Here is a 25,035-nt window from a genome sequence, read left to right as displayed (position 1 = left end):
GCTCTGCCCACATAGCAGCAGGAAATGGGATAGCACGAATTGAGTTAGCGGTTTTGCCTTTCCTGATTCTGACAAGGTGAACCCCATTGTTAACCTCAAAATCGTCAGCCGTCAGAGCAACCAGCTCCCCTATCCGGCAACCTGTCAGTAGACCAAATTTGCTTAGGATCTTCAGAGGATAATCGGCATGTTTCAGAATCTTAGCCATTTCCTCAACGGTGAAATCCACATACGACTGTGATCCCCCTGTAGAGAGCACATTGGCATTCTTGAATGGATTGTCCCCTGATGCGTTCTTGCGTAAGTAACACCATTCCCATAACAGGGATAACGCGCTGAGGTAGCCTACACGGGTGCTGTCGCTCTTGGCATCTTCCAATGACTGAAGCCATAGGGTAACGTCTCGGCGTTCAATGGTGGAGATTCTGGGGTCTTTCTTGCGCATGAATGCACAGAGACTATCAGCCCCATTGCTCATCTTACTGAGAGTTGCCTTTGCCTTACGCTTGGCTGGGTCTTGCTTGCTATCGAAGTCGAGGTAAGCATTCACTGCCTCTTTCAGCGTTATCTCATACTTGGCTGCTATAGCCTTCTCGCCTCCGAGCACATACCGGATCGCGTCCGCTTCAACTTCATCACCCCGAGCCAATGAGTTCTCTACGTCATAGGCATCATAGAGGTCTTCATGGATGATCTCGGCGCTCTCGTTACCCTGCCAGATAGTTGTAGGGAGCTTCTGCTGGGATTCGCGTACAGCCTCCTGAATCTCTTCAATCATGGCGTTGAAGCGTGACCTCTTGGGCTCTTGGGCCATCTGGTCAGCAAGTAGTTTGAACTGGGCTAGAGCGGCATCCCGCTTGATGATGGCTTCCCTGAGATCTGAGGTCTCTAGGGTCTTAACGTAGACAGTCTTGCCCCTGAAGAAGGGATGGTTATGAAGAATTTTAGGCACATGCCAGTGAATGAACCAACGCCCAGCGCGGCTTGTAAGAGCGTAAGTTGTACTACGGCTTTTCATACGGTCTCCCCCTGTGCTAGAGTGCGAACCGTACCATAAACCGGACAAAGCGGCGAACATAAGCCACTGATTAATAAGGGATTCAGAGAGTTAGAACACCACGAAGAAGATAATGAACTTCATGGTAATGACTCGGGTGACCTTGATTTAAGGGCGCGAATTATATCAGAACTTTGTGGCCAGCGCCTACTGGATGAGCGTTTGCTCACATTCCCCCACGCAGTGTTTGCCGTGCAGCGCCAATCTTGCGTATATTCCCGACCCTGCACCCCGGCACCACTTCTGGCGACAGACCGATACGATGAAGACCTATATCTACTACCCCGGCATGGAGGTACGTGACGAGCTCTGGCTCAAGTTTGCCCTGCTCTATCTGGAGCGACTCGCCTTTGTCTTCACCGTCAGCGAAAAGAGCGGTCTCACCGCCCTGCAGCAAACCCTCGAGCAAGAGACCGATCTCCTGGCCGAGCGACCCGATGCCGCCTTCTTTGCCGCCATCACTCCGCAACTCGAAAGCCAGTTAAGCGGTTTGCTTGCTCCCGATTTTGTCCGTCACAAGGTGTTTGGCAACAAAGAGCTGGTCACCCGCTGGCGTCAGGGGGCCAACCACGACTGCTTCTGCCCGGATCAGGCGGGGCTGGAGCGGCTGCACGGCTTTTGCCTCAACCATGGTTTTGCCAGTCGGGATCACGGGGGGATCAGAATGGCACGGCGCTTTGCCAATTTGCTCTCCATGCGTCTCGCCCGTGAGTGGGCACTCGCCAATGACGGGGCGCTCATTACCGATCACGACTATCTGGACCGCCTGCTCCATCTGCTCGAATCCCGCTACCACAATCGCGGCGGTCAGGATTGCTTCCACCTCGAGATCCCGTTGCAAGTGCCCACTCACCTCTGCGAGATCTCCTTCGCCGAGCTTATCGCCCTGCGCGGGCGCAGCGGCTTTCGCCAGCAGTTGGCCGAATTTCATCTGGCCCTCGACAACCTGCTCACCATGTTGGGTAGCGGCTATGCCGACCCGGCAGCCCTGACCCGCTTCGAGCAGGCCCGGCAAAGTCTCAATCAACTGCTCGGCCCCGAAACCATCAGCATGCCACTCACCACCCTGATCAGCACCAGCCTGCCCGCCGTGGCGATGCTTCACCAGTTAAAGGCGAGCCATCCCGAAAGTGACCTCATCTTCCATCCCATCAAGAAGAGCCACTTTCACCAGCGCAAGAGCCAGCACTTCTTCACCAGGCTCGGCCATCTGCGCCAACCGGGCTGAACCAGCGGAATAAAAAAGGGGTTGGCATCTGCCAACCCCTCTCGTTATCTGCAGCCTACCAATCATCACCCCGGTGATTGGCCCGCTCCTGCGCTTCACGGCGCGCTTCCATCGCCCTGTCACGGCGGATATTGGCAGGAGTACAGGCAAACTTCTTCTCGACACAGCGATACCAGCCATCGTTGGCCAAGCCAAAGGGAGAGCCATATTGTGGCTGCTGCGAGCGGCCAAATTCGCTGCTCTCCTGGATCGTTGCACAACCCGAGCCCACCAGTACCAGCAGGGACAACAGAATGCGAAGGGACATCTCATACTCCTCGGGATTTGAACGAACCCTGAATTATGCCCACACCAACCGCAACGCTCAATAATTCATGCATTTCAGATGGTTAATTACATACTGCTTAGTGGTCGCTGGTAAAATGCTCAGAGTGAGGTCAACGGATAACGGTACCGGCCTCATCACCATCGGGATGCACCATGCGAAACTCGATACGATCGCTGTTGCCCGCCTCGTCCACTACCACCAGCTGATAACGACCCGCCACGCTCAGCACCTGATCCCCGTCCCAGCGCAGCCGCTGGCCGTTGAGAAACCAGGCCGGTCTGCCGACGCCGCCCAGCACCTTGGGCTGCAACCGGTAGCGCTGGCTGCGGATCAGGTTGCCTTCCCCCAGCGCCACGATGCGGATCGGGGCCTGCAGCTCGGCGCTCTGCCCCTCACCTTTACAACCGCTGGCGAGCAACGCCTGGCGCCGCTCGCCGGGGAATCGCCACGGCTCCAGCGACAATGGCCAGAGCGCCCGAAAACCGGATTGCGCCGCATCGGGGCAGCGGGGCAGGGTCGGCTTGCCCTCGGCGGTCAGCGCAACCTGGCGCAGCGGCGAAGGCCAATCCATGGGGTCCGGCAAGGTGGGGGGATCGCGCCCTTCCAGCAGCCAGGCGCTTTGGCGCTGCAAACAAGTTTGCGGCAGGGTCGCGCTCGCCTTGCGTCCCAGCGGCCAGCAGATCTCGGCCTCGCTCACCGTATTGGGTTGTACCGGTAGGGGGCTGTTGTCGGCCAGTCGCGAATAAACCGAGAGCAGCAACGGCACCGCCGCGCTCTGGCCGTAAAAACCTGGCATGGGGGTGCCATCGGGGCGCCCCAGCCAGACGCCGATGGTCCAGCGACCGGAGACCCCCATTGCCCAGCTGTCACGATAGCCGTAGCTGGTGCCAGTCTTCCAGGCCAGCCGGTTGACCCGGCCTGTCGCCTCGCTGGCAAAGGGCTGATCTGAGCGTCCCTGCGCGCTCAATATTTGCCAGATGATCCAGGCCGCCCCCGGACTCAGCAAGGGGCGCGACACCGCCTGCTGCCCCGCCAGCCAGACCGGCATCGCTACCTGCCCCTCACGGGTCAGTGCACTATAAAGCGCCACCAGTTGCTCGAGCCGGATCCCCGCCGCCCCCAGCGCAATGGCCGGATTGGGTTTGTCGGAGAGGGCCAGCCTCACCCCGGCATTGTCGAGGCGGCTGACCAGCTTGTCCGGCCCGATCGCCTCCAGCACCTGTACCGCCGGTACGTTGAGGGATTGTTGCAGCGCCTGAGCGAGGGTCACCGGCCCCTGAAAGGCGCCGGAAAAGTTGGCGGGTCTATAATCCGAGCCCAGCCTTGGCGCATCAGAGAGCAGGGAGGCCGAGTGCACCAGCCCCTCGTCCATGGCCAGGCCGTAGATAAAGGGCTTGAGGGTGGAGCCGGGAGAGCGGATCGCCTGCACCATGTCGAGGTAACCGTGGCGGCGCAAATTGCCATACTCGGCGCTGCCCACATAGGCGCGCACCGCCATGGTTTTGTTATCTACCAAGAGCAACGCCGCTGAGGTCTGCTCGGGGAAACGGCGGATATAGCTTGCCACCCGCCCCTCCAGCCAGCGCTGCAGATCGCCGTCTATGGTGGTGTGCACCAGCGCCCCCGCCTGATTGTCGGCGGCAAGGCGGGCAAACAGCGGCGCCTCCATCGGCGTGAAGTGACCGCGGGCCAGCACCGGCTCGATGCGCCCCTCCTGCCACACCTGCTCGGGCCAGGCGCCCTGCGCCACCAGTCGCAGCATCACCTTGTCGCGGGCGGCGCGGGCCCGCTCGGGATGCCGGTCCGGCCGGTTGCGACTGGGAGCCTGCGGCAGCACCGCCAACAGCGCAGCCTCGGCATAGGTCAGCTTGGCGGCGCTCTTGCCGAGATAGGCAAAACTTGCCGCCTGCACCCCCTCCAGATTGCCGCCAAACGGTGCCCGGTTAAGGTAGACGGTAAGCAGGGTGCGCTTGTCGTAGTGCCACTCCAGCTGCAGCGCGCGGGCCATCTGGCGCAGCTTGCCGGGCACGCTTCTGTGGTAGGGCTCGATGAGACGCGCCACCTGCATGGTGAGAGTCGAACCGCCCGACACGGCCCGCCCGTAGCGCAGCCACTGCCAGACACCGCGCACCATGGCCACCGGATTGACCCCGGGATGGCGCCAGAAGTGGCGATCCTCGTAACCCAGCAGCGCCTCGATATAGCGTGGGGAGACCTGTTCCAACGTCACGGGGTAGCGCCACACGCCGCTGGTGTCGGCAAAGGCGCGCAGTGGCCTCCCCTTCATGTCGAGCACTACCCGCGCATAGGCAGGATCGAGTGGCGGCGGCGGGAAGAGTCGATCCAGCGCCAGCAATGACAGGAGCAGAGCTACAACGCCCAGCACCGAGACACGCAGCCAGCGTGGCAGGCGGCCAAGCCAGCGCCAGCAAGCGCGGCCACTGCGACCCAATTTCAGCCAGCCGCGCTGCCAGCGAGTGAGCGGGCGAACCTGCTCAAGGGAGGGGACGTTACTCAGAGGGCGTCTGCGACTCACCAAGCGCCAGCTAATCAGAAATCGTTACCTCATGAATATCCTCACCCACAGCCCGCAGCTCGGGCCGGTACATATCCTCCACCTGGGTCGGCGGCACCTGATAGCGACCCGGCGTCACCGCCCGCATCAGGTAGACCAACTGCTGGTTGCTCCCCTCGCTCAGATCCAGCGCTGCCGTGTAGCGATCGTCGCGAAACTCCTGATGCTTGAGATAGTCGTTCCACTCGCTCTGCCACGCCGATTTCCCCTCGATGGAGAGCTCTTCGAGCTTGATGCTGTTGCCAAGGGCCGGGTTCTCCAACTCAAAACCAGCGGGCACCATCTCCACCAGCAGAGCATCGGGCACCGCCGATTTGCTGCTGACATTGAGCCGCACCACCACCAGATCGCCGACCTTCACCTTGGCGGGATCAAACGGCTGACCGTCGCTGTTGAACCAGCTGCGGGTCACGCTTATCCCCTGACTCAACCGGGTAGGAGCCTGCTCGGGATAGCCGATAAGGGTGCGCTGCACATAGAGGGATCCCTTGCCCTCGTTGGTGACGGTGCTCGCGGCCAGTGCCTCGGGGGCGCCCAGTTGCAACGCGGCCGAACCGCTCAGGGATCCACTGCCAACAGAGGAGGTCAACTTGGCCTGCCAGTCGACGGCCGGGTCGAAGCGGGCGAGTCGCAACAAGGCGAGCCGCTCCTGAGTGCTGAGCCACTGACGATGGGCCAGAGTATCGGCCACCTTGGCACTGAGGGCTGGCCAGCGCTCCGCAGCCAGCTTGTGCTGGCGCAGCAAGGAGAGCTCAAGGGCTTCATCGCGCAGCGGCGAGCCGTAATCCCCCAGATAGTCGTCACCGCGCTCGGTCGCCAATGCCCGGCTGAGGGCCTTGGCGGCGTTCTGCTCATCCCCCATGGCCGAGAGTGCCAGCGAGAGGTGCAAGAGCGGCAAACCGGAGCGGGCGTGATCGGCCTGCTGCTCCCAGACAAGGCGCAAGGTAGCGAGCGGCGCCTTGCCCACCCGGGCCAGCACATAGGCACTGTAAGCCTGATAGGCAAGACGGCTGTGCTCGGGGGCACTGCTCCAGCGCTCACCATACTGGCTGTCGGTGAGATAACTTTGCAGCCGGTTCAGCGCCTGATTGAGCATCGCCTCCGGAACTGCATCGCCGGCCTCCTTGCGCGCCAGCAGGTAGTCGGCGGCATAAGCGGTGAGCCACTGCTCCTCGTCGGAGCGACCATCCCAGAGGCCAAAGCCGCCGCTGGGCAGTTGCAACCGCTGCAGCCGTTGCAGCAGGGCGCGTTGCACATCCGCCTCACTCGCCGCTTTCTTGCCCTCTGCGGGTTTGCTCCAGGCGGCCCGCTCATCCGCCGTGGTCAGCAAGTAAGGCCAGGCACGGGACAGGGTCTGCTCCAGACAGGCGTAGGGGTAGTCAGCCAGCGCCTGCCACTGTGCTGCCGGATCCCAGGGGGGAGTGCCGGAGAGGCTGAGCAGCCCCTGCAGGTTGGCACGCTCCAGCCCGACCAGCTCAGCTGGCGCAAAGCTCATCTGCTGGCCGGGGGACAGCATCTGATAGCGCTGGCGAGTCTCGGCAGGCCAGGGGGAACGCAGCGGCAAAGTCCAGTCGCGGCTGATGGCAAAATCCTTGCCGCTGGCCGCCAACTGCAGGCTCGCCACACCGCTCGCCCCGGTCACGGTGAGCGGCAGGGTCAGCCACTGCTCCTCGCCATTTTTAAGGGAAAGGGTGCCGGGCAGCTCACCATTTGCCTTGAGCCCGCCATTGAGGGTCCAGACAAGGGAGAGGGTCTGCTCCTCACCACTCATGTTGCGCAGCTGCACCAGCGCCCGGGTCTCATCGCCTCTGGCGCCAAAGCGCGGCCAGCCAATTTCGGCCACCAAGGGCGCCACCACCTTGACGGCGCGCTCCGCCTCACCGACTTGCTGTTCATTCCAGGCCAGCGCCATCAGCGCCAACTCGCCGTTGAAGTTGGGCAGGTCGAGCGGGATCACCGCCTTGCCGCTCTTATCAAAACTCACCTCGCCACTCCACAGCGCGGCGATCTCGACCCGACTCTCCAGCGCGCCGCCCTTTTTCAGCGGCGCCCGATCGCCCCCATAGTTGAGGCGGGCCAGCTTGCCATCTTGCGGCGGGATCACCTGACCGTAGTTGTCGAACAAGTCCTGGGCGAAGCGCTTGCGGCCAAAGAAGATCTCGAACGGGTCGAGGGGTTGATAATCGCGGATATTGAGCACGCCCCGATCCACCGCCGCCAGCACCACCCGCCCCTGACTGTTGGGGCTGGAGGTGGCGGTCACCTCCAGCCGGGTGAGCGGCACGGCTTTGTCCGGCGCGCTCAGGGTGAGCGGCAGACGGCGCGCTTCCCGGTCCAGGGTGAGCGGCACCAGGCCGACAGAGCGCAGGCTCTGCCCCTGCTGCTTGCCGACCGGTTTGGAGGCGCTGTCTGGCGCGGCGATCTGGGCCGAGATATGCAGGTCATGACGCTGCCACTCGGGGCTGACCGGGATCTCGAACTCGCCGCGGGCATCCTTGGCATCGCCACCGGCGCCTTTGAGCTCGATACGCTGCCACCAGCGCAGGCCGTCGCCATCTTCCACCAGCAGCAACCCCTTGCCGGGGCGTGGGGCCACCAGGGTCACTTTGGCCTTGTCACCCGCCTGATAGGCGCGCTTGTCGAGAGTGATGGCTATCTTGTCGGGCCGCGCCTGCTCGCCACCGCCGCCCCAGGCGTAACTGCCGATCTCTACCCGCAGGCTGGATTGATGGCCCTGACTGTTCTCCACCTCCAACCGATACCAGCCCGCCGCCAGTTGCAGCGTGAGCGGGGTCGGCCCCTTGCCATCCAGCTGCAGGGTCTGCTCCTGCTCCAGATAGGGCTGGCTATTGAACTCGTACTTCCACCCCTCGCCATCGGCGTAGTGCCAGTAGTAGTCGCGGTACTCGTTGATAAGGCGCACTTTCACCGCCCCTGCCACCGGTTGGCCTTGCTCATCGAGGTTGAGGATCTGGAAGGGGAGCGGCTTGCCCCCCTCTACCCGATCAGCCACGAAATCGGCCTTGAGTGCCGGCCACTGGCTGCCCGCGGGCCAGCCATACTGGGTGCGGCTGCGATTGACGGCACGGCCACCGGGCTCGGAGAGCGACACCCGATAGGCCACCTCCAGCGGCCCGAGGGCGCGTACCCCATCGAGCTCATCAGCTAACGAAAAAGTCCCCTGCCCCTGCGCATTGAGGGTGAGATTCAGCGGCTCGAGATCCCTGGCCTGCTCGGCGAGCAGCACGTCCCCCAGGGTGAACTCCTGCCACTGGGTAAAGGGCATGGTGGCACGGCTGATTTTCACCTCCGCCTTGGCCTTGGTGGCGCTCGCTGGCGCACCGTAGAGATAGTCCCCCTGCAGTGGCAGGGTGAGAGCGGCGTCCAGATCCGTCACTTCACCATCCGGCCCCTTGCCAAGCTGCAGTTTCAGCCGTTCAGGCAGAAATTCCTCCACCAAAAAGGGCCACTCAAAGCGGCTGCCAGCGGCGGTCTTGAGGTTGATGGTCCAGCGCCCGAGCGGCGCATCGTCAGGCAAACGCAGGCCGTAGTGGGCCGCGCCCAAATTGTCCGGCAGCAGCCGTTTCTGTTCGAGCAGCTGGCCGTCCGGCTGCTTCACCTCCAGCTCCACCGCCATGCCCGGCAGCAGCTGGCCATCCTGCCCCTTGAGCAGGATCTCGCTGTCGAGCCGCTCACCGGGGCGATAGAGATCGCGTCCGCTGAACAGATAAAGCTGCTGGGCCTGCCAGGGCTGAGTGCCGAGATCGAAGGTGGAGAGATCGAGCGCCGCCCCGTCGAGGCGCAGCACCGCCAGATGGTTGCCCTGCTCAGCCAGCAGCAGGCGGGCCCCCTGCACCTGATCGAAGCGGCGATGACCCTGCGGATCGGTATTTTGCACCTGCAGCCGGTTGCCCTTCTCGTCGAGCAGAGAGAGCTGCACATCCTTGAGCGGGTCGGCGCTGGCCAAGGAGCTGACGAACACCTCCAGCTGATCGCGGTAATGGCGGGCAGTGAGCCCCATGTCGCTCACCGCGAAATAGGTGGTCTCCTTGCGCCAGTCGTAATTGCCAAGGGGCGACATCACCGCAAAGTAGACGCCAGCCTCCGCCAGCTGCGGCTCCTTCACATTGATAAGACGAGTCTCGCGCCGGTTGGCATCGAGCTCCAGCGCGTAACGGCCGCTGAACACCCGCTTGGCCCGCTTGGTGATCTGCTCAAGTTCCCAGTTGCCCATGCCGGAACCGGGGCGATATTCCGCCAGAAAACGGGGCAGATATTCCGCATCGACCCGGAAGAAGTCGATATTGACCTCGTCCACATTGACCGCGCTGATGGGCAGGCGAAGTTCCTGACGCAGCGGCAACACCATGCCGCTGGCGGTAAAGGAGGCCCCCGCCTCCAGCGGGCGGGTCTTGAGGGTCCAGCTCTGAGGGGATGGGCCGAGCCCAGCCTTGAGGCTCACCTCGTAGCTTTTATCGGGCTGCACGTTCGGGAAATAGAGGGTGCGACCATCATCAGCCAGGATCCACTCCCCCTGCACCTGCTTGCCCCCCTCGCGGACCGCAAGCCAGCTCTGCCAGTTTGCCTTGGGCGCAAGGGGGCCGGAGAAGACCAGCGCCAGCGCCGGGGCATCCCGATATTGACGGGCATTGGCCTGCACCACAGAACCCGGTGCCCCCGCCTCTTGCTGCGCGGCAGGCTGTGTGGTCGGCCCGTTGGCGACAGGCTTGTCGGGGCCGCAACCAGCCAGCAGCAAACCGGCCAGCCCGGATAGCAGCAGGGCCGACCAGCGGCGACGATTCAGAGGGTGTGCTCCTTGGACAGAGCGACGGGAAACCGGGCGAGCGTGAAAGAGGCGCATAGATTCCATCCTGGCTGGGATCCGCTGCAACAGCAGCGAGGCAGCAAACAGAATAAAGCATCGAGCGCCCCTGACACAAAGAGGATTCTCGCGGCGACAGGCGGAGGCCATCTTGCTGCGACAACGGCCGCCCTTTCAGAGCGGCCGCCAACTCAGCAGAGCGAGCTCAACGGAGGGGGGATTGCTCTCTTTTGGCACCGCCCTTGAACCAGCGAAAGAGAATAGCCGTGACGGCGATAAGGAAGAGCACCAGAGAGGTGATGAGCAGCATTCGGGTCAACAGTTCGCTGTGGGCAACAAAGAACGGCACCGTCATCGCCAGCTTGCCTACCAGGCTCAGACAAAGTGACCAGAGCACTGCGCTGGCAAAACTCGCCACGCACATGCGCAGCGCGCTCAGGCGACCTATCCCCATCAACATAGGGGTCAGCACCCGAACGAACGGAATAAAGCGGGAGGCAAACATGGCCAGAAAACCATACCGATTCAGCAACCGGGTCGCTTTGGGCAAACTGTCGGGCGGCAACATCCGCTCGATATGCTCCATAAAGCGGGTGCGCTGCAGCGCCCTTCCCTGCAGATAGGCAAGCACGGAGCCAAACCCTGCCGCCAGTGGCAGATAGATGAGCGTCACTTCCGTCCCCAGAACCCCCATCCCCACCAAGCCGCCAGCCAGCAGCACCAGACTGTCTCCCGGCAGGGGGAGAAAGACAAATGCCGACTCCAGAAACAGCACCAGCATCAGACAACAGATGAGCATGGGCACCGCCTGCATCTGGATCAGGGCGTCAAAGTCCTGATGCCAAATGGCCATCAACATATCCAGCATCTCTTACTCCCTACCACAACGTTCACCGTGAACGAGGCAGGGTTATAGCACTCCCCCCATGAACAAAACGTTAATTTTGTCTCGCAGAGAGAAAAAAATGCGGCGAAATGGCGCCGGGCGGCAAAAAGAAAAAGCCCCTCATCTTGCGCGCACAAGGGAGAGGGGCAAACAGGCACAGAAAGGGGTTACTCGGCAGTAGCCATCTGCCAGGTTTTAAAGCCGCCGGAGAGGTTCTTCACCTTGAAGCCGTGCTGGCTCAGCAGGCGGCAAGCGACGTGACCGCGCAGCCCGACCTGACAGCTGATAAGCAGCTCCTTCTCTTTGGGCAACTCGTGCAGACGGCTGCGCAGCTCGTCGAGCGGAATATGCATGGCACCCGGAATGCGGCCCAGCTTGTCGAGTTCGGGGCCGTTGCGTACATCCACTACTTGCTGGTGAGGATTGCGAGCCTGCACCTCGGCCACGTGGCAGAGCAGGGTATCCCCCTTCAGGTGATTGCTCGCCACGAACCCGGCCATGTTGATCACATCCTTGGCCGAGCCAAAGGGCGGCGCATAGGTGAGCTCCAGATCCTGCAGGTCAAACACGGTGAGACCGGCGCGCTGGGCCACAGCCAGCACGTCGATGCGCTTGTCGATGCCATCCTTGCCCACCGCCTGGGCACCGTAAATCTTGCCATCCGGGGCAAACAGCAGCTTGAGGCTGACCGGATGCGCGCCCGGGTAGTAACCGGCGTGGCTGCCCGGGTGGACATAGACCTTCTCGAACGGCAGCCCCAGCTGTACCAGCCGTTTTTCGTTGAGCCCGGTGCTCGCCACCGCCAGATCGAACAGCTTGCAGATAGCAGTACCCTGAGTCTTCTTATAGGTTTCGGCTCGGCCCAGCATATTGTCGGCGGCAATGCGCCCCTGCCGGTTGGCTGGGCCCGCCAGCGGGATCAGCACAGATTCGCCGGTGACGAAGTCAATCTCTTCTACCGCATCCCCCACCGCATAGATAAAGGGATCCGAGGTGCGCATGCCTGCATCCACCTTGATGCCGCCGCGCGGCCCCAGCTCCAGCCCGGCCTTGGCGGCGAGCAGGGTTTCCGGTTTGACGCCGATGGCGAGGATCAGCAAGCCGGTATCAAGATGTGAACCATCATTGAGGACCAGACGCAGGCCACCGCTGTTGGCGGTAGCCACAGCGGCGGTTTTCTCGGCAGGCAGATACAGACTCTCGATGGCAGCGAGGCCGGTGCGCAGGCGCAGATCGATCCCCTCTTCACGAATGCGGGCATGGAGCATATTGGCCATCTCCCTGTCCACCGGCGCCATTACCTGATCGGAGAGCTCCAGCAAGGTGACATCCAGCTTGCGCTGGTGCAGCGCCTCCATCATCTCCAGCCCGATAAAGCCGCCGCCCACCACGGTGACGTGGCGCGGTTGATCGTGGTGAAGAGAGGCCAGAATCCGGTCCATGTCGGGGATATTGCGCAAGGTATGCACCCGGGGGCTATCGATACCGGGAAAAGGCGGCCGGATCGGCGCGGCGCCCGGGCTCAGCAGCAGCACGTCATAGGGTTCGCGCTGCTCTTCACCGGTTTGCAGGTTGCGCACCAGCAATGTCTTGCCTGCCCTGTCTATCTCGATCACATCGTGGAAGACTCGCACATCGACGTTGAAACGGCGTTTGAAACTCTGGGGAGTCTGCAGCAGCAAGGCATCCCGATTGAGGATATCCCCCCCGATGTGGTAGGGCAGACCGCAGTTGGCAAAGCTGACAAACTCGCCCCGCTCGAACATCACGATCTCCGCCTCTTCGCTCAGCCGGCGTGCTCTGGCGGCCGCCGATGCGCCCCCCGCAACCCCACCGATAATCAGGATCCGTTTCATCTGCAAGACTCCTCCTAGAAGATAATGGCCAATAAATTAGCAATCCCTAATTTAGATTTCAATGAAATTTTGTTTCCCTCGATTTTGCAGTATTCTTGCAGCCCCGACGGTTGCTTAACAGGATGTTGTTCGTTCATGTCGTCTACCGCTCTCAGTCATCTTCCCCCTGCCCTCCAGACTCCCCTTTTCTTTCGTCTGGATCTGCGCAGTCAACGGCTGGTCGCCCTGACCGACGTGATGCAAACGCCGCTCTACTGGCTCGACGAACCGCGCGCCCCCTGGCCTGCCCAGCTGCCTGCCGAACTGCGCCAGCCCATCGAGCAGATGCTGGCCAATGGCCATGGCGGCAAACTCTCCCTGCGCTTTGGCGGCCAGCTCTGGCACATTGCCATCGCCCACGAGCAGGATGGCTTCTGGCTTATCTGCCTGCAGCATCGCCACCTGGAGCCGGTCTCCGAACTGGCACTGCAACTGCCGCGCCTTAGCCAGATGGCGAGCCAGCAACAGTATGCCCTCCTGCTGGAAACCCTCAAGGAGAGTCTGGGCGCTGATCGACTCATTCTCTGGCACTATCAGGCCAACGGCGATCTGGGCTGCGAGCAGCTCACTCCCGTCTTTACCTTGGGCGTTGATGGCATCTATCCCATTCGTGGCGACAGCCGCTATATCCGAGCCCTGCGCACCCGCAAATCCCTGAGCTTTTCGGAAGCAGCTCATCAGCCGATGCTGAGCAACCACCTCTATCTGGCCAGTGCCGGCGTCAGCTCGCGCCTCGACGGTGCCATGCTGGAGCAGGACAAGCTCTTTGGCGTACTCAGCATCGAATATCTCGACCCCACCCCTCTTGGCGACGAGATGCTGCAACTGGTGCGCCACTGCGCCCAGCTGCTTGGCCACTGGCAACCGGTGCAGGAGGAGAGCGCAAGCGACCTCGCCCTGCCTGCCGAGCTGCACCAGCTCACCGGCATCGACTACTGCAAAACGTTGCTGCAGTGGGCCAAAGCCGCCAGCGGTGCACGTGCCGGCTGGATCGGCGAGTTCCAGCCACGGGGGCAGGATCTATGGATCATTCCCCGCTGCGTCCTCAATGACGAGACCTTCTCCGCCCTCAAGCCCCTGCAGATGGATCCGGGCCCCGGCAGGGAGCTGTTCCAGCACGGGCAAGCCATCTATGTGGAAGATCTGGCGCTGCGTTATCCCAAGGCGCACCGTCTGCTGGCCCTCAATGCCAGGGCCTATATCGGCATCCCGCTGCACAACGCCGGGGGCACGCCAACCGGCCAGCTCACCCTGCTGCTCGACGAGACGCTGAGTGATCCGGAGCCCCTGCTGGACCTCTTGAGCAGCCAGCACGAGCGGGCCGCCATCGAGCTCAAGCGCCTGGCCACCGACGATGCCCTGCGCCTGGCCGAAGTGGCCTTCAATACCCACGACGGCCTGCTGGTGATGGATCACAACGGCATCATCCTCAAGGTGAACCACTCCTTTACCCGCATCACCGGATTTGGCGAAGTGGAGGTAGTTGGCCACTCCATCCGCAAGTTGCGCCCCACCTACTACGGCGATCATCTGAAAGAGGATGTTAGCCGTGCCGTGGCCGAGCAGGAGTTCTGGCTGGGTGAGGAGCGCTGCCTGCATCAGGATGGCCACCTCTTCCCGGTGCGCCTGATGGTGAGCGGCGTCAAGGATGAGCGGGGGGAACTCAGCCACTTCATCTGCAGCTTCTACGACATCACCGAGGAGAAAGAGGCGGCCAGACACATAGAGCAGCTCGCCTACTACGACGATCTCTGCGGCCTGCACAATCGCCGTAGCCTAAACACCATTTTGCAGCGCACGCTGGAGACGTCCGATGGTCAGTGGGGGGCATTGCTGCTGGTCGATCTCGACAACTTCAAGTCGATCAACGACTCCCTTGGCCATACCTGTGGCGATCTGCTGCTGCAAGCGGTGGTGCACCGCTTCAAGGAGCTGCCGCAGGACAATCTGGTGCAGGCTCGCATCTCGGGGGATGAATTTGCCCTGCTCTTTACCCAGCTCGGGCAGGGCGAGGTGACCGCCAAAATTCTGGCAGAGCACTTCGCCCGCGAGTTGATGGGGCTGTTTCGCACTCCGTTCGAGATAGCCGATCACAAGCTGCACTGCAGCGCTTCGGTCGGGATCAGCCTCTTTGCCGGCAACGGCATGGATCACCTCACCCTGATGCAGCAGGCCGACACGGCCACTCACATGGCCAAGCGCGCCGGTCAGGGCAACTACGTCTTCTTTACCGAAGCGATGGCCGAGCAGGAGAAAAACCGCCTCACCCTCACCAACCAGTTGCGCGATGCCCTGCGCCACCACGAGATGCAACTGCACTATCAGCCGCAATATCGGGTCGACAATGGCTCGTTGTCGGGAGTCGAGGCGCTGCTGCGCTGGCAGCGCAGCGATGGCACCATGGTGCCCCCCGGCGAGTTCATCCCCATCGCCGAGGAGACCAGCCTGATCCTCGAAATCGGCTACTGGGTGATGAAAACCGCCTGCGCGCAATACAGCTTCTGGCTCAACCGCGGCCTGCAGATACCTCACCTGTCAGTCAACGTTAGCGCCCGCCAGTTTCACACCCAGGGCTTCGTCCAGCAGGTGGAGTACATTCTGCGCGATACCGGCATCCCGCCTTCCCGCCTGCTGCTGGAGGTGACCGAATCGGTGGTGCTGGAGAATCGCATCGAGAGCATCGCCCGCATGCGCCAGCTCAAGGAGCTCGGCATCCTTATCTCCATCGATGACTTTGGCACCGGCTACTCGTCGCTCGCCTATCTGCGGGATCTGCCCGCCGATGAGGTGAAGCTCGACAGAAGCTTCATCCAGACCCTGGTGCACAGCGAACAGGACCGAGCCATCGTCAAGGCGATCCTCGATCTGGCTCAGGTATTCCGCTTTACCGTCACCGCCGAAGGGGTGGAGGAGGAGGCGCAACTGGCCATTCTCCGAGAGCTGGGATGCCAGCATTATCAAGGGTTCCTCACCAGCCGCCCGCTCACCATCAGGGAGTTGGAACAGCTGCTGGACGGCAACGGGCCGGACTAAAGGTGTAGGATCAATAGGGGTTTATGTAATAAAATAACGGCCTGCTCGAATCGTTGGAGTTGTCTATGTCAGTCATTAACCGGATCCCTGCCGTTGAAATCAGTGAACAAGCCGAGAGTCACGGCGCCATTGGCCGGATCCATTCCGTTGAAACCTGCGGTACCGTCGACGGTCCGGGAATACGCTTTATCGTATTCATGCAAGGATGCCTGATGCGCTGCAAGTACTGCCACAACCGCGATACCTGGGATACCGAGGGTGGCCGCGAAGTGACAGTGCCGGAGTTGATGAGTGACATCACCAGCTATCGCCACTTCATGAATGCCTCCGGTGGTGGTGTGACCGCATCCGGCGGTGAAGCCATGCTGCAACCGGCTTTCATTACCGAACTCTTTACCGCCTGCAAAGAGAAAGGGATCCACACCTGTCTCGACACCAACGGCTTCGTCCGTCATCTCGACGAACAGGTGGACAAGTTGCTCGAACAGACCGATCTGGTGCTGCTTGACATCAAACAGATCAATGACGAGAAACACATTCCGCTGACCCACGTCAGCAACAGATACACTCTGGAGTTTGCCCGCTATCTGGCGGCCAAAGGCAAGACCATGTGGATCCGCTACGTGGTGGTGCCGACCTGGAGCGATGACGACGAGAGCGCCGAAGGGCTGGGCCAGTTCATCGCCGAGCTGGGCGAGAGCGTCGAGAAGGTGGAGCTGCTCCCCTACCACGAGCTCGGCAAACACAAGTGGGACGTACTGGGCGACCCGTACGAGCTGAGCGGGATCAAGCCCCCCAGCAAGGAGACCATGGAACGGGTCAAGGGCATCCTCGGCAAGTACCACAACAACGTCAAATATTGATGTGCAAGCAGGCTGACTCGTCAGCCTGCTCTGTTTTCGGGTGGCATGGTTCTGGCTGCCTAGGGTAATCCGACCGCCTCGTGAGTGAACGAATGATGAGTGAAGGACAACTCGCCGCTCTTCTGATCTGGCTGCTGCTACTGACTTTCAGCCTGCGCCGCACCCTGTGGCAACTGCTCCATGACAATCCCCTCTATCAGCATCTGCTGCTGGGAAGCGCCATCGCCCTCATCCCGCTCTGGATGCTGCGCGCCGGTCTGCACGACGGACTGGAGGTGCATTTTCTCGGGCTCACCACCCTCACCCTGCTGCTGGGCTGGCGGTTGGCACTGCTTGCCCCCTGCCTGACCCTGCTGGTACTCGACTACTTCGGCGTGACCAATCTGGCCGACTTTGGCTGGCAGGCGCTGGTTGGCATTGCCCTGCCGGTGGCCAGCAGCTGGCTGCTGTTTCTGGCAACCTGGGCCTGGCTGCCGCGCCATCTCTTTGTTTATATCTTCGTTGCCGCCTTTCTTGGCGGCGCCCTCGCCATCTCGGTCAAGGTGGCAGCCAGCGCCCTGCTGATGGGGCTGAGTGACAGCTACCCCTGGCACATCATCACGGCGGATTACCTCTCCATCTGGCCGCTGCTGCTGTTCCCCGAAGCCCTTCTCAACGGCATGGCGATGACGGTGCTGGCCATCTACCGCCCCCACTGGGTCAACACCTTCTTCGATCGCACCTATCTGGGCAAATAACACCTTTTCCCCTATCTGCGCCCATAAAAAAGGAGAGGCCGTGGCCTCTCCTTTTGCTATTCCGAATTGTGCCAAATCCCGGCTTAGTGCAGCTTCAGGGTCGGGCGCAGTACCCGGTTGATACGACCCACCAGCATGATGAGGCCGGTCTTGACGTAGCCGTGCAGGGCGATCTGGTGCATCCGGTAGAGGGAGATGTAAACCAGACGGGCGATGTAGCCCTCTACCATCATGGAGCCGCGCATCAGGTTGCCCATCAGGCTGCCCACGGTGGAGAAGCGGCTGAGGGATACCAGCGAACCGTGGTCGTGGTAGAGGTAGGGCTTCATCTCGCCACCGTTCATCTTGGCCAGAATGTTCTTGAACGCCTGGCTGGCCATCTGGTGGGCAGACTGGGCGCGCGGCGGCACAAACTTGCCATCCGGCTGCGGGCAGGCGGCGCAGTCACCGATGACGAAGATGTTCTCGTCACGGGTGGTCTGCAGGGTCTCTTTCACCACCAGCTGGTTGATGCGGTTGGTCTCAAGACCGGCGATATCCTTCATGAAATCCGGTGCCTTGATACCGGCAGCCCACACCATCAGATCCGCTTCAATCAGCTCGCCATCCTTGGTGTGCAGACCTTCGGCAGTCGCTTCGGTGATCATGGTGGCTGTACGCACATCCACACCCAGCTTGACCAGCTCCTGATGGGCAGCGCCGCTGATGCGCTCCGGCAGGGCCGGCAGGATGCGGGGGCCCGCTTCCACCAGCGTCACCTTCAGGCTGTCAGTGGTCAGGTTCTTGAAGCCGTAGGCATAGAGCTGCTCGACCGCGTTGTAGAGCTCGGCAGAGAGCTCGACGCCGGTGGCGCCGCCGCCGACGATGGCAATCTTCACCTTGTCGCCCGGCTTATATTCGGTCGCGAACTGCAGGAAGCGGTTCATCATGCTGTTGTGGAAGCGATGCGCCTGGGAGGGGCTATCGAGGAAGATGCAGTGGTCCTTGATCCCCTTGGTGTTGAAGTCATTGGAAACAGAGCCGATGGCCATCACCAGATAGTCGTAAGGCAGCTCGCGCTCGTTGACCACGATGTCGCCACTGTCGTCGTGGATCGGAGCCAGTACGATGCGTTTCTCGTCGCGCTTGATATCGGTCAGGGTACCGAGCTGAAAGTCGAAACCGTGGTTCTTGGCGTGAGACTGGTAGCTCAGGGCATCGATGCCCGCGTCCATGGAGCCGGTGGCTACTTCGTGCAGCAAGGGCTTCCACAGGTGGGTGCGGTTACGATCGACCAGAGTGATCTTGGCCTTGTTCTTCTTGCCAAGCTTGCGACCCAGACTGGTGGCCAGCTCCAGACCACCGGCGCCGCCGCCTACAACGACAATATTCATCATGATGATTTTTCCTCGGTTCCTCAAAACGAAAGGGAGCCATTGGCTCCCTAAAACGAAATCGGTCGACGTGATGGATCAGGCTTCTTTGAAGGCCTTCATCCGCTGCAGATGGTGCGAGATGTTTTTGAACTTATGGGTCTCGCGATCATCCCACACGATGTCGTAATAGTTCTTCAATTCACGTTCAGTGTCCCGATTATCGCGCACTTCATCCTGAACGGAAAGGATGCACAGACAGTTTCCTGAATTTTTCTTACGAAATTCAGTTACACACTTGGTGCCAATATCCTCGTACTCCTCCGGCCGGTCGATCTTGCCCTGCATGTTCTCTTCGGGGTGCAGATTGGGGTTGAAGATCACCTGACGAATGCCGCACAAAAAGCCGATGCGCTCGCTCCAGTAGCCGCCGAGTCCGACACCGCAGATGAGGGGCTTGGGATCTGTGCTCATGTCGAGCTGCTTCTTCACTTCCTTGAGCAGGTGGCTCATATCATGACGGGGGTGAACCGTGCTGTAGTGCACGAAACGCACATCATCATCAATAAACTGCAACTGCAGCACTTTCTCGTGATTGCCGGGGCTGGTGGCATCAAAGCCATGCAGGTAGATGATCATGGATAAGACCTCAGGATCTGTGTCGGTTTTATCGAAACTACCCCAGCGGCAGCCTCACGCGCCACCAAAACATCCAACTTTTTTGCTTTGGATCACGCCAGCCCCTGCAACAAGATGCTGCGCGGGACCCCTTGCCCGGCACAATACACAAGCCAGCCCTATCAAAGTGAGAGGCGGTGGCCAAAAATGATACCGCCATTACCAATCTGAGACGCCCGGCGGCCCCCTTTGTCCCTCTTCTTGTGCCTGATCCCGATCCGGATGTGATTGATCCCTCAAAAAGCCAAACGTTTTCACCAACAGTCACGATTGAGCATGTTTTGTGCACTGACCATGGCCTGCACCGGATCCCTCTCTCTTGCCCATCCCGATGAGCTTGGCGATCCACGCACTCGATAACATCTGTGACCGGGAAAACCGCGGCTTTCGCTATCTTGCCCCAGCCCGTTGCCGGGGCTCGCCAAGGAGAGATCTGTTGATGAACGAGACCAATCCCCCCGCCTCCCGACCGGGAAAGCGAATACGTCCCGATGACGAAGTGGAGCGCATGCTCCCCGCTGGCCAGCTATTTACCCTCGGCCTGCAGCATGTGCTGGTGATGTACGCCGGCGCCGTCGCCGTCCCTCTGGTGATAGGCGGCAGTCTGGGACTGCCCAAGGAGCAGATCTCCTACCTTATCAGTTCGGATCTCTTCTGCTGCGGCATCGTCACCCTGCTGCAGTGTGTCGGTATCGGGCGTTTCGCCGGGATCCGGCTACCGGTTATCATGTCGGTCACCTTTGCCGCCGTGATGCCGATGCTGGCCATCGGTGCCAATCCGGATCTAGGGCTCACCGGCATCTTCGGCGCCACCATAGCCGCGGGTATCATCTCGACCCTGCTGGTGCCTCTGATAGGCCGGTTGATGCCGCTCTTCCCCACCGTGGTGACCGGGGTGGTCATCACCTCCATCGGGATCAGCATCATGCAGGTGGGGATCGACTGGATGGCGGGGGGCAAGGGCAACCCCGAATATGGCAGCCTGCGCTATATCGGCACCAGCTTTGTGGTGCTCGCCTTCATTCTGGCTGTGACCCGCTTCACCAAAGGTTTTTTCAGCAATATTTCGGTGCTGCTCGGGATCATCTTCGGTTTCATGGTCGCCATCGCCATGGGGGAGGTGAGTCTCGACGGTCTTGGTGAGGCGGCCTGGTTTGCCCCCATAGTGCCGTTTGCTTTTGGTTGGCCCACCTTCGATCCCATCTCCATCGCCACCCTGACGGTGATCATGCTGATCACCTTCATCGAATCGATGGGGATGTTTCTGGCCCTTGGCGACATCGTAGGCCATCCGGCCAGTCGCGGCGATATCGTACGCGGGCTGCGAGTGGATGCCATCGGCACCATCATAGGCGGTGTCTTCAACAGCTTCCCCCACACCTCCTTCTCCCAGAATATCGGGTTGGTGAGCGTGACCGGAGTATCGAGCCGCTGGGTTTGCGTGATGTCCGGGGGGATCCTGCTCGCCTTTGGTCTCATCCCCAAGATGTCGGTGATGGTCGCCTCCATCCCTCCCTTCGTGCTGGGGGGCGCAGGCATAGTGATGTTCGGCATGGTGCTGGCAACCGGCATTCGCATTCTGGCGCGGGCCGACTACAACACCAACCGCCACAATCTCTACATTGTCGCCATCAGCCTCGGGATCGGCATGATCCCGACCGTCTCCGGCTCTTTCTTCCAGCACTTCCCGGCGGCACTGCAGCCGCTGTTTCATAGCGGCATTCTGCTGGCGACCATCAGCTCGGTAGTGCTCAACCTCTTCTTCAACGGCTACCAGCCGGATCTGACCCACCAGACCAAACCATTGCTGGTCGGCCCGGTCAAACCGAAGCAGGAGCAGGCATAACCAACAGGCCCCGGACACCTGTCCGGGGCCTGTCACTCACATCACAGCTTACCCAATCAGGCTGGCAGCTGCGCAAAGCGCTCTACCGCCTGCGCCACCTGCGCCAGGCTCCCCTGCCAGAAGGCCGACTGGCGAATATCCTGCCCCAGATGTTTTGCCACCAGCGCCTCGGCGCTCATCCGGCCGGTATCGCGCAGCAGGTCGCGGTACGCCTGCGCCACATTGTCGTCTCCCGCCGCCTTGCGACTCATCAGTTGCTCATAAACACCGAGGCTGAAGAGATAACCGAACAGATAGGGATAGTTGTAAAAACCCAGCCCGGCGATGGAGAAGTGCGCCTTGGCCGCCCAGAACATGGGGTGATAGCGGCAGAGGCTCTTCTCATACCAGCGTCCCCACGCCTCGTCGGTCAGCGCCTTGAGGCGGGCCGGTGCAACATAGCCATGCTCCCGCTCGGCCACCAGCGCCCGCTCGAAGTCGAAACGGGCCGGGATATTGACCAGGAAGGTGGCGGCACCATCGGCCTCGGCCCAGGCGATCGCCAACTGCTCCTCGGGGCTTTTTGCCTGCTCGAACAGAGCGCTGCGCACCAGCGTTTCGGCGAAGATGGAGGCCGTTTCGGCCAGCGTCATGGGATAGCTGCGCTGACTCATCGGCAGATCGCGGATCACCCAGTTGTGCCAGGCGTGGCCCAGCTCATGGGCCAGCGTAATGACATTATCCATGGTGCCGGCATAGGTGACGAAGACCCGCGGCTCGACCGGTTCGGCAAACTTGGTGCAGTAGGCACCGGTGCGGCGATTTGGCGTGGGCGCCGCATCGATCCACCCCTTTTCGGCCATCATGCGGGCAAACTCCCCCATCTCGGGATCGAAACGAGCAAAAGCATCGGCAATCAACTCGATCGCCTCCTCGAACGGGATCTCGCGGCTGCTGGCAGCTGGAGGCGGCGCAAAGAGATCCTCTGCCCCCAGATCGTCGATGCCAAGGCGTTCGGCCATCAACCCCAGCGCCCGCTGCCCCAGGGTTCGCGCCTGCCAGGTCTCGCTCATCAGCGTATCCAGGGTAGCGCGCTCGATATGGCTCTGATGACAGGAGAGATCGAGCGCATCGAGCTGCCGCTCACTGCCGCGCTGGCGCGAGAGCTCCAGCCGCCAGCCGTTGATGGCGTTGAGGATGGCGGCCACCGTCTCCTGCTCTCCCTCCCAGCCGGCGCTGATGGCATCGAATGCTTCACGGCGCAGGGATCGCAGCGGGCTGGAGAGCAGATTGCTCGCCTCCGCCAGTCCCATCTCGCGGCCATCTATCTCCAGCCGGATCTTGCCCACCAGATCGTTGTAGAGGTTACCCCAGGCGTGCAGACCATCGGTACCAAGACCGATCACCAGCTGCTCTGCCGCCACCGGCAGACGCTGATCCTGCAATCTGCGTTCGTGACGCAGGCGATACTCCTCCTCGCCAAGCAGGGGATCCGCCATCAGCAGGCCAAATTCGGCCTCCGGCAGCGCCAGCATCAGGTCTTCCACCGGCGCCAGCGTCTTGAACAGATCGGCATTAAGGGCGCGAGCACGGGACGCCAGCTGCTTGGCCAGGGTATCGCGAGCATCCTGACTGCCCCGGCAGGCCGCCAGAATCGCCACATTCCAGCCGGTATGACGAATGCGGCGGGCACGCAGACGCACCTCCCGCAGGCAATCTTGCCGCGCATCCCCCGCAAGACCAGCCAGATTGGCGACCAGTGCCGCCAGTGGTGCCAGGGCGGCACGGGCCTCGGCCATGTCGGACTCAAGCTCGGGACTGTCGAGAGCGGGATAGATATGGTGGTTGTGCCACTGCTGAAGGTATCGGGTTGCTTGCATTGAAGGCTCGTTATCAAGATGTCAAACAGGGAGAGATGGCCGTCAGCGCTTGTCGCTGGCGGCCCCGAAAGATAATGCAGACGCTTATTTGGCTGGCTTGAGTTTGCTTATCAGCGTCATCGCCAGCACCAGCAGCAGGCCCGCCACCACACCGGCCACGGCGTTGAGCAAAGTGGGCGTCACCGCCGCCAGTACGGCCCCCACTGTGGGCAGAGTGGCGACAACAGCGGCGGCACCTTCAATGAGGTGATGGGCAAAAGGCCAGCCATGCACCAGAATGCCGCCGCCCACCATAAACATGGCGATCGTCCCTACCAACGCCAGCAGATGCATCAGCTTGGGCGCCGTACTCAGCAGTCCCTGCCCCACCGCGCGGCGCAGTGCCCCGCCATCCGGCTTTTTCAGAAGATGCAGGCCGATATCATCGAGCTTGACGATAAGCCCCACCAGACCGTACACCCCGATAGTCATCAGCAGGGCGATACCCGCTACCACCGAGAGCTGCAGGGCGATGCTCGCCCCCTGTACTGTGCCAAGAGCGATGACGATGATCTCGGCGGAGAGGATAAAGTCGGTGCGGATCGCCCCCTTCACCTTCTGCTGCTCGAAGGCCACCAGATCGTCAGGAATGGGGCCGGCGTGATGTTCACCTTCCTCCTGATGAGGCAAAAACTTGTGCGCCAGCTTCTCGGCACCTTCAAAGCAGAGGTAGGCGCCCCCCAACATCAAGAGCGGGGTGATGAGCCAGGGCACCAGAGCACTGATGGCGATCGCGGCAGGCACCAGAATCAACTTGTTGCGAAATGACCCCTTGGCCACCGCCCACACCACCGGCAGCTCCCGCTCGGCGCGTACCCCGGAGACCTGCTCCGCATTGAGGGCAAGATCGTCCCCCAGCACCCCGGCGGTCTTCTTCGCTGCCATCTTGGTCATCAGCGCAACGTCATCAAGCACGCTGGCGATATCGTCGAGCAGGGCCAACAAACTGGTTCCGGCCATATCAGAGATTCCTTATATCAGTGAGAACAACCCCTGGAGAAAGGTGTGCGGTCTGATGACCATCAGGGTCAGCAGGGCCACCTCATAGCGATGGCAGGCCATCATCGGCCGCGCCAGGCAACCGTCGCTCGCCATCTGGGGTTACTTCTTTCGGGCAAAAGATGGCACAGTGTAACGAGAAGCTACCGTTTCGGCAGCACCCCGGAGCCATTTGTTATTGGCCCTCCTCAACACACCGGCAAGGAGTCCCCATGCAGCCCTGGCAACCTCTGCTCGATTTCTGGTTTGGCGACCCGGCCGACGACGCCCTGCGTGCCAAACGACAAGCCCCGCTCTGGTGGGGCAAAAGTAGCGAGACCGATGCCCTGCTGGCCCGGCGTTTTGGCGCGCAAGCAGAGGCGGCCGCCAACGGGGCGCTGGCCGACTGGGCCGATCTGCCCCACGGCAGGCTGGCGCTGATCCTGCTGCTCGACCAGTTGCCACGCAATATCCATCGCGGCACACCCACCGCCTTTGCCCGGGATCCGCTCGCCCGCGAGCAGTGCCTCAAGGGACTATCTCTTGGCATGGACCGACAGCTCTCGCCGCTGGAGCGGGTCTTCTTCTATCTGCCGCTGGAACACGCAGAATCCCGCGAGCAGCAAACCAGAAGCGTGGCCCTGTTTGAAGAGCTGGCCGCCGAGCAGGCGCATTCCCCAGCGAACGAGACCTTCGCGGGCTTTGCCGACTTTGCCCGCCGCCATCAGGTGATCATCGAACGCTTTGGCCGCTTCCCCCACCGCAACGTCACTCTTGGTCGCACCTCGACGCCGGAAGAGGCAGCGTTTTTGCTGCAACCCGGTTCGGGCTTCTAAACCGGCCAGCCATAAAAAAATCC

The 25,035-nt window shown here is 61.4% G+C and carries 16 protein-coding genes; 6 read left to right on the top strand and 10 right to left on the bottom strand.

Annotated elements, in window-relative coordinates:
• Nucleotides 1-1,018, bottom strand: a 1,018-nt coding sequence (locus LG31_RS0105015) for a tyrosine-type recombinase/integrase (RefSeq protein ID WP_033113401.1), incomplete at its 3' end; no start/stop codon positions are given.
• Nucleotides 1,019-1,319: 301 nt separating this feature from the next.
• Between LG31_RS0105015 and LG31_RS0105010 the strand changes: the two genes are divergently transcribed.
• Nucleotides 1,320-2,285, top strand: a complete 966-nt coding sequence (locus tag LG31_RS0105010) for a hypothetical protein (RefSeq protein WP_033113400.1) — start codon at nucleotides 1,320-1,322, stop codon at nucleotides 2,283-2,285.
• Nucleotides 2,286-2,340: 55 nt separating this feature from the next.
• Here LG31_RS0105010 and LG31_RS0105005 read toward each other — a convergent pair whose 3' ends face one another.
• The 5 genes from LG31_RS0105005 to LG31_RS0104985 all read right to left on the bottom strand — a co-directional run bounded on the left by LG31_RS0105005 (nucleotide 2,341) and on the right by LG31_RS0104985 (nucleotide 12,752).
• A complete protein-coding gene (locus LG31_RS0105005) occupies nucleotides 2,341-2,592 on the bottom strand; it encodes a hypothetical protein (protein ID WP_033113399.1) in 252 nt (83 codons plus the stop codon).
• Between the two features lie 130 nt (nucleotides 2,593-2,722).
• Entirely contained in the window at nucleotides 2,723-5,149 is a 2,427-nt protein-coding gene (pbpC, locus tag LG31_RS0105000; RefSeq protein ID WP_033113406.1) for a penicillin-binding protein 1C, read from the bottom strand.
• 10 nt (nucleotides 5,150-5,159) lie between these two features.
• Nucleotides 5,160-10,049 carry an alpha-2-macroglobulin family protein gene (locus LG31_RS0104995; protein ID WP_033113398.1) on the bottom strand — a complete coding sequence of 1,630 codons (4,890 nt, stop codon included), beginning with the start codon at nucleotides 10,047-10,049 and terminating at the stop codon, nucleotides 5,160-5,162.
• Between the two features lie 166 nt (nucleotides 10,050-10,215).
• Complete coding sequence (locus LG31_RS0104990) at nucleotides 10,216-10,878, bottom strand: DedA family protein (protein ID WP_033113397.1); 663 nt, start codon at nucleotides 10,876-10,878, stop codon at nucleotides 10,216-10,218.
• A 185-nt stretch (nucleotides 10,879-11,063) separates the two neighbouring features.
• On the bottom strand, nucleotides 11,064-12,752 hold the full coding sequence (locus LG31_RS0104985; protein ID WP_033113396.1) for an FAD-dependent oxidoreductase: 1,689 nt from the start codon (nucleotides 12,750-12,752) through the stop codon (nucleotides 11,064-11,066).
• 135 nt (nucleotides 12,753-12,887) lie between these two features.
• On the opposite strand from LG31_RS0104985, the gene LG31_RS0104980 reads away from it, so the two are divergent.
• The 3 genes from LG31_RS0104980 to LG31_RS0104970 all read left to right on the top strand — a co-directional run bounded on the left by LG31_RS0104980 (nucleotide 12,888) and on the right by LG31_RS0104970 (nucleotide 17,424).
• Nucleotides 12,888-15,824 carry a sensor domain-containing phosphodiesterase gene (locus LG31_RS0104980; protein ID WP_033113395.1) on the top strand — a complete coding sequence of 979 codons (2,937 nt, stop codon included), beginning with the start codon at nucleotides 12,888-12,890 and terminating at the stop codon, nucleotides 15,822-15,824.
• A 65-nt stretch (nucleotides 15,825-15,889) separates the two neighbouring features.
• A complete protein-coding gene (gene pflA, locus LG31_RS0104975) occupies nucleotides 15,890-16,687 on the top strand; it encodes a pyruvate formate lyase 1-activating protein (RefSeq protein ID WP_050513408.1) in 798 nt (265 codons plus the stop codon).
• Between the two features lie 95 nt (nucleotides 16,688-16,782).
• A complete protein-coding gene (locus LG31_RS0104970) occupies nucleotides 16,783-17,424 on the top strand; it encodes an energy-coupling factor ABC transporter permease (protein ID WP_033113404.1) in 642 nt (213 codons plus the stop codon).
• 83 nt (nucleotides 17,425-17,507) lie between these two features.
• On the opposite strand, the gene LG31_RS0104965 is transcribed toward LG31_RS0104970, so the two are convergent.
• Together LG31_RS0104965 and ycfP are read right to left on the bottom strand one after the other, a co-directional pair.
• Nucleotides 17,508-18,800 carry an NAD(P)/FAD-dependent oxidoreductase gene (locus tag LG31_RS0104965; RefSeq protein ID WP_033113394.1) on the bottom strand — a complete coding sequence of 431 codons (1,293 nt, stop codon included), beginning with the start codon at nucleotides 18,798-18,800 and terminating at the stop codon, nucleotides 17,508-17,510.
• A 75-nt stretch (nucleotides 18,801-18,875) separates the two neighbouring features.
• On the bottom strand, nucleotides 18,876-19,415 hold the full coding sequence (gene ycfP, locus LG31_RS0104960) for an alpha/beta hydrolase YcfP (RefSeq protein WP_033113393.1): 540 nt from the start codon (nucleotides 19,413-19,415) through the stop codon (nucleotides 18,876-18,878).
• 478 nt (nucleotides 19,416-19,893) lie between these two features.
• Between ycfP and LG31_RS0104955 the strand changes: the two genes are divergently transcribed.
• Nucleotides 19,894-21,300 (top strand): nucleobase:cation symporter-2 family protein, encoded by a 1,407-nt coding sequence (locus LG31_RS0104955; RefSeq protein ID WP_033113392.1) that lies wholly within the window; start codon nucleotides 19,894-19,896, stop codon nucleotides 21,298-21,300.
• A 56-nt stretch (nucleotides 21,301-21,356) separates the two neighbouring features.
• Here the strand turns inward: LG31_RS0104955 and LG31_RS0104950 are convergent, their stop codons facing one another.
• Together LG31_RS0104950 and LG31_RS0104945 are read right to left on the bottom strand one after the other, a co-directional pair.
• A complete protein-coding gene (locus LG31_RS0104950; RefSeq protein WP_033113391.1) occupies nucleotides 21,357-23,159 on the bottom strand; it encodes a M3 family oligoendopeptidase in 1,803 nt (600 codons plus the stop codon).
• An 84-nt stretch (nucleotides 23,160-23,243) separates the two neighbouring features.
• Complete coding sequence (locus LG31_RS0104945) at nucleotides 23,244-24,158, bottom strand: DUF808 domain-containing protein (RefSeq protein ID WP_033113390.1); 915 nt, start codon at nucleotides 24,156-24,158, stop codon at nucleotides 23,244-23,246.
• A 251-nt stretch (nucleotides 24,159-24,409) separates the two neighbouring features.
• Between LG31_RS0104945 and LG31_RS0104940 the strand changes: the two genes are divergently transcribed.
• On the top strand, nucleotides 24,410-25,012 hold the full coding sequence (locus LG31_RS0104940) for a DUF924 family protein (protein ID WP_033113389.1): 603 nt from the start codon (nucleotides 24,410-24,412) through the stop codon (nucleotides 25,010-25,012).
• Nucleotides 25,013-25,035: the final 23 nt, after the last annotated feature.

This window comes from Aeromonas lacus (assembly GCF_000764665.1).
In the GTDB taxonomy this organism is placed as follows: domain Bacteria; phylum Pseudomonadota; class Gammaproteobacteria; order Enterobacterales; family Aeromonadaceae; genus Aeromonas; species Aeromonas lacus.
Note: the sequence above shows the minus strand (reverse complement) of the source record. Positions and strands in the feature narration are given on the sequence as shown.

Bases quoted from the DNA above. Each gene is read 5' to 3' on its own strand.
- LG31_RS0104965 (WP_033113394.1), bottom strand. From the start codon at position 18,800: ATGATGAATATTGTCGTTGTAGGCGGCGGCGCCGGTGGTCTGGAGCTG.
- LG31_RS0104950 (WP_033113391.1), bottom strand. From the start codon at position 23,159: ATGCAAGCAACCCGATACCTTCAGCAGTGGCACAACCACCATATCTAT.
- LG31_RS0104980 (WP_033113395.1), top strand. From the start codon at position 12,888: ATGTCGTCTACCGCTCTCAGTCATCTTCCCCCTGCCCTCCAGACTCCC.
- LG31_RS0104945 (WP_033113390.1), bottom strand. From the start codon at position 24,158: ATGGCCGGAACCAGTTTGTTGGCCCTGCTCGACGATATCGCCAGCGTG.
- pflA (WP_050513408.1), top strand. From the start codon at position 15,890: ATGTCAGTCATTAACCGGATCCCTGCCGTTGAAATCAGTGAACAAGCC.
- LG31_RS0105005 (WP_033113399.1), bottom strand. From the start codon at position 2,592: ATGTCCCTTCGCATTCTGTTGTCCCTGCTGGTACTGGTGGGCTCGGGT.
- LG31_RS0104990 (WP_033113397.1), bottom strand. From the start codon at position 10,878: ATGCTGGATATGTTGATGGCCATTTGGCATCAGGACTTTGACGCCCTG.
- ycfP (WP_033113393.1), bottom strand. From the start codon at position 19,415: ATGATCATCTACCTGCATGGCTTTGATGCCACCAGCCCCGGCAATCAC.
- LG31_RS0104955 (WP_033113392.1), top strand. From the start codon at position 19,894: ATGAACGAGACCAATCCCCCCGCCTCCCGACCGGGAAAGCGAATACGT.
- LG31_RS0105010 (WP_033113400.1), top strand. From the start codon at position 1,320: ATGAAGACCTATATCTACTACCCCGGCATGGAGGTACGTGACGAGCTC.
- LG31_RS0104995 (WP_033113398.1), bottom strand. From the start codon at position 10,049: ATGCGCCTCTTTCACGCTCGCCCGGTTTCCCGTCGCTCTGTCCAAGGA.
- LG31_RS0104985 (WP_033113396.1), bottom strand. From the start codon at position 12,752: ATGAAACGGATCCTGATTATCGGTGGGGTTGCGGGGGGCGCATCGGCG.
- LG31_RS0104970 (WP_033113404.1), top strand. From the start codon at position 16,783: ATGAGTGAAGGACAACTCGCCGCTCTTCTGATCTGGCTGCTGCTACTG.
- LG31_RS0104940 (WP_033113389.1), top strand. From the start codon at position 24,410: ATGCAGCCCTGGCAACCTCTGCTCGATTTCTGGTTTGGCGACCCGGCC.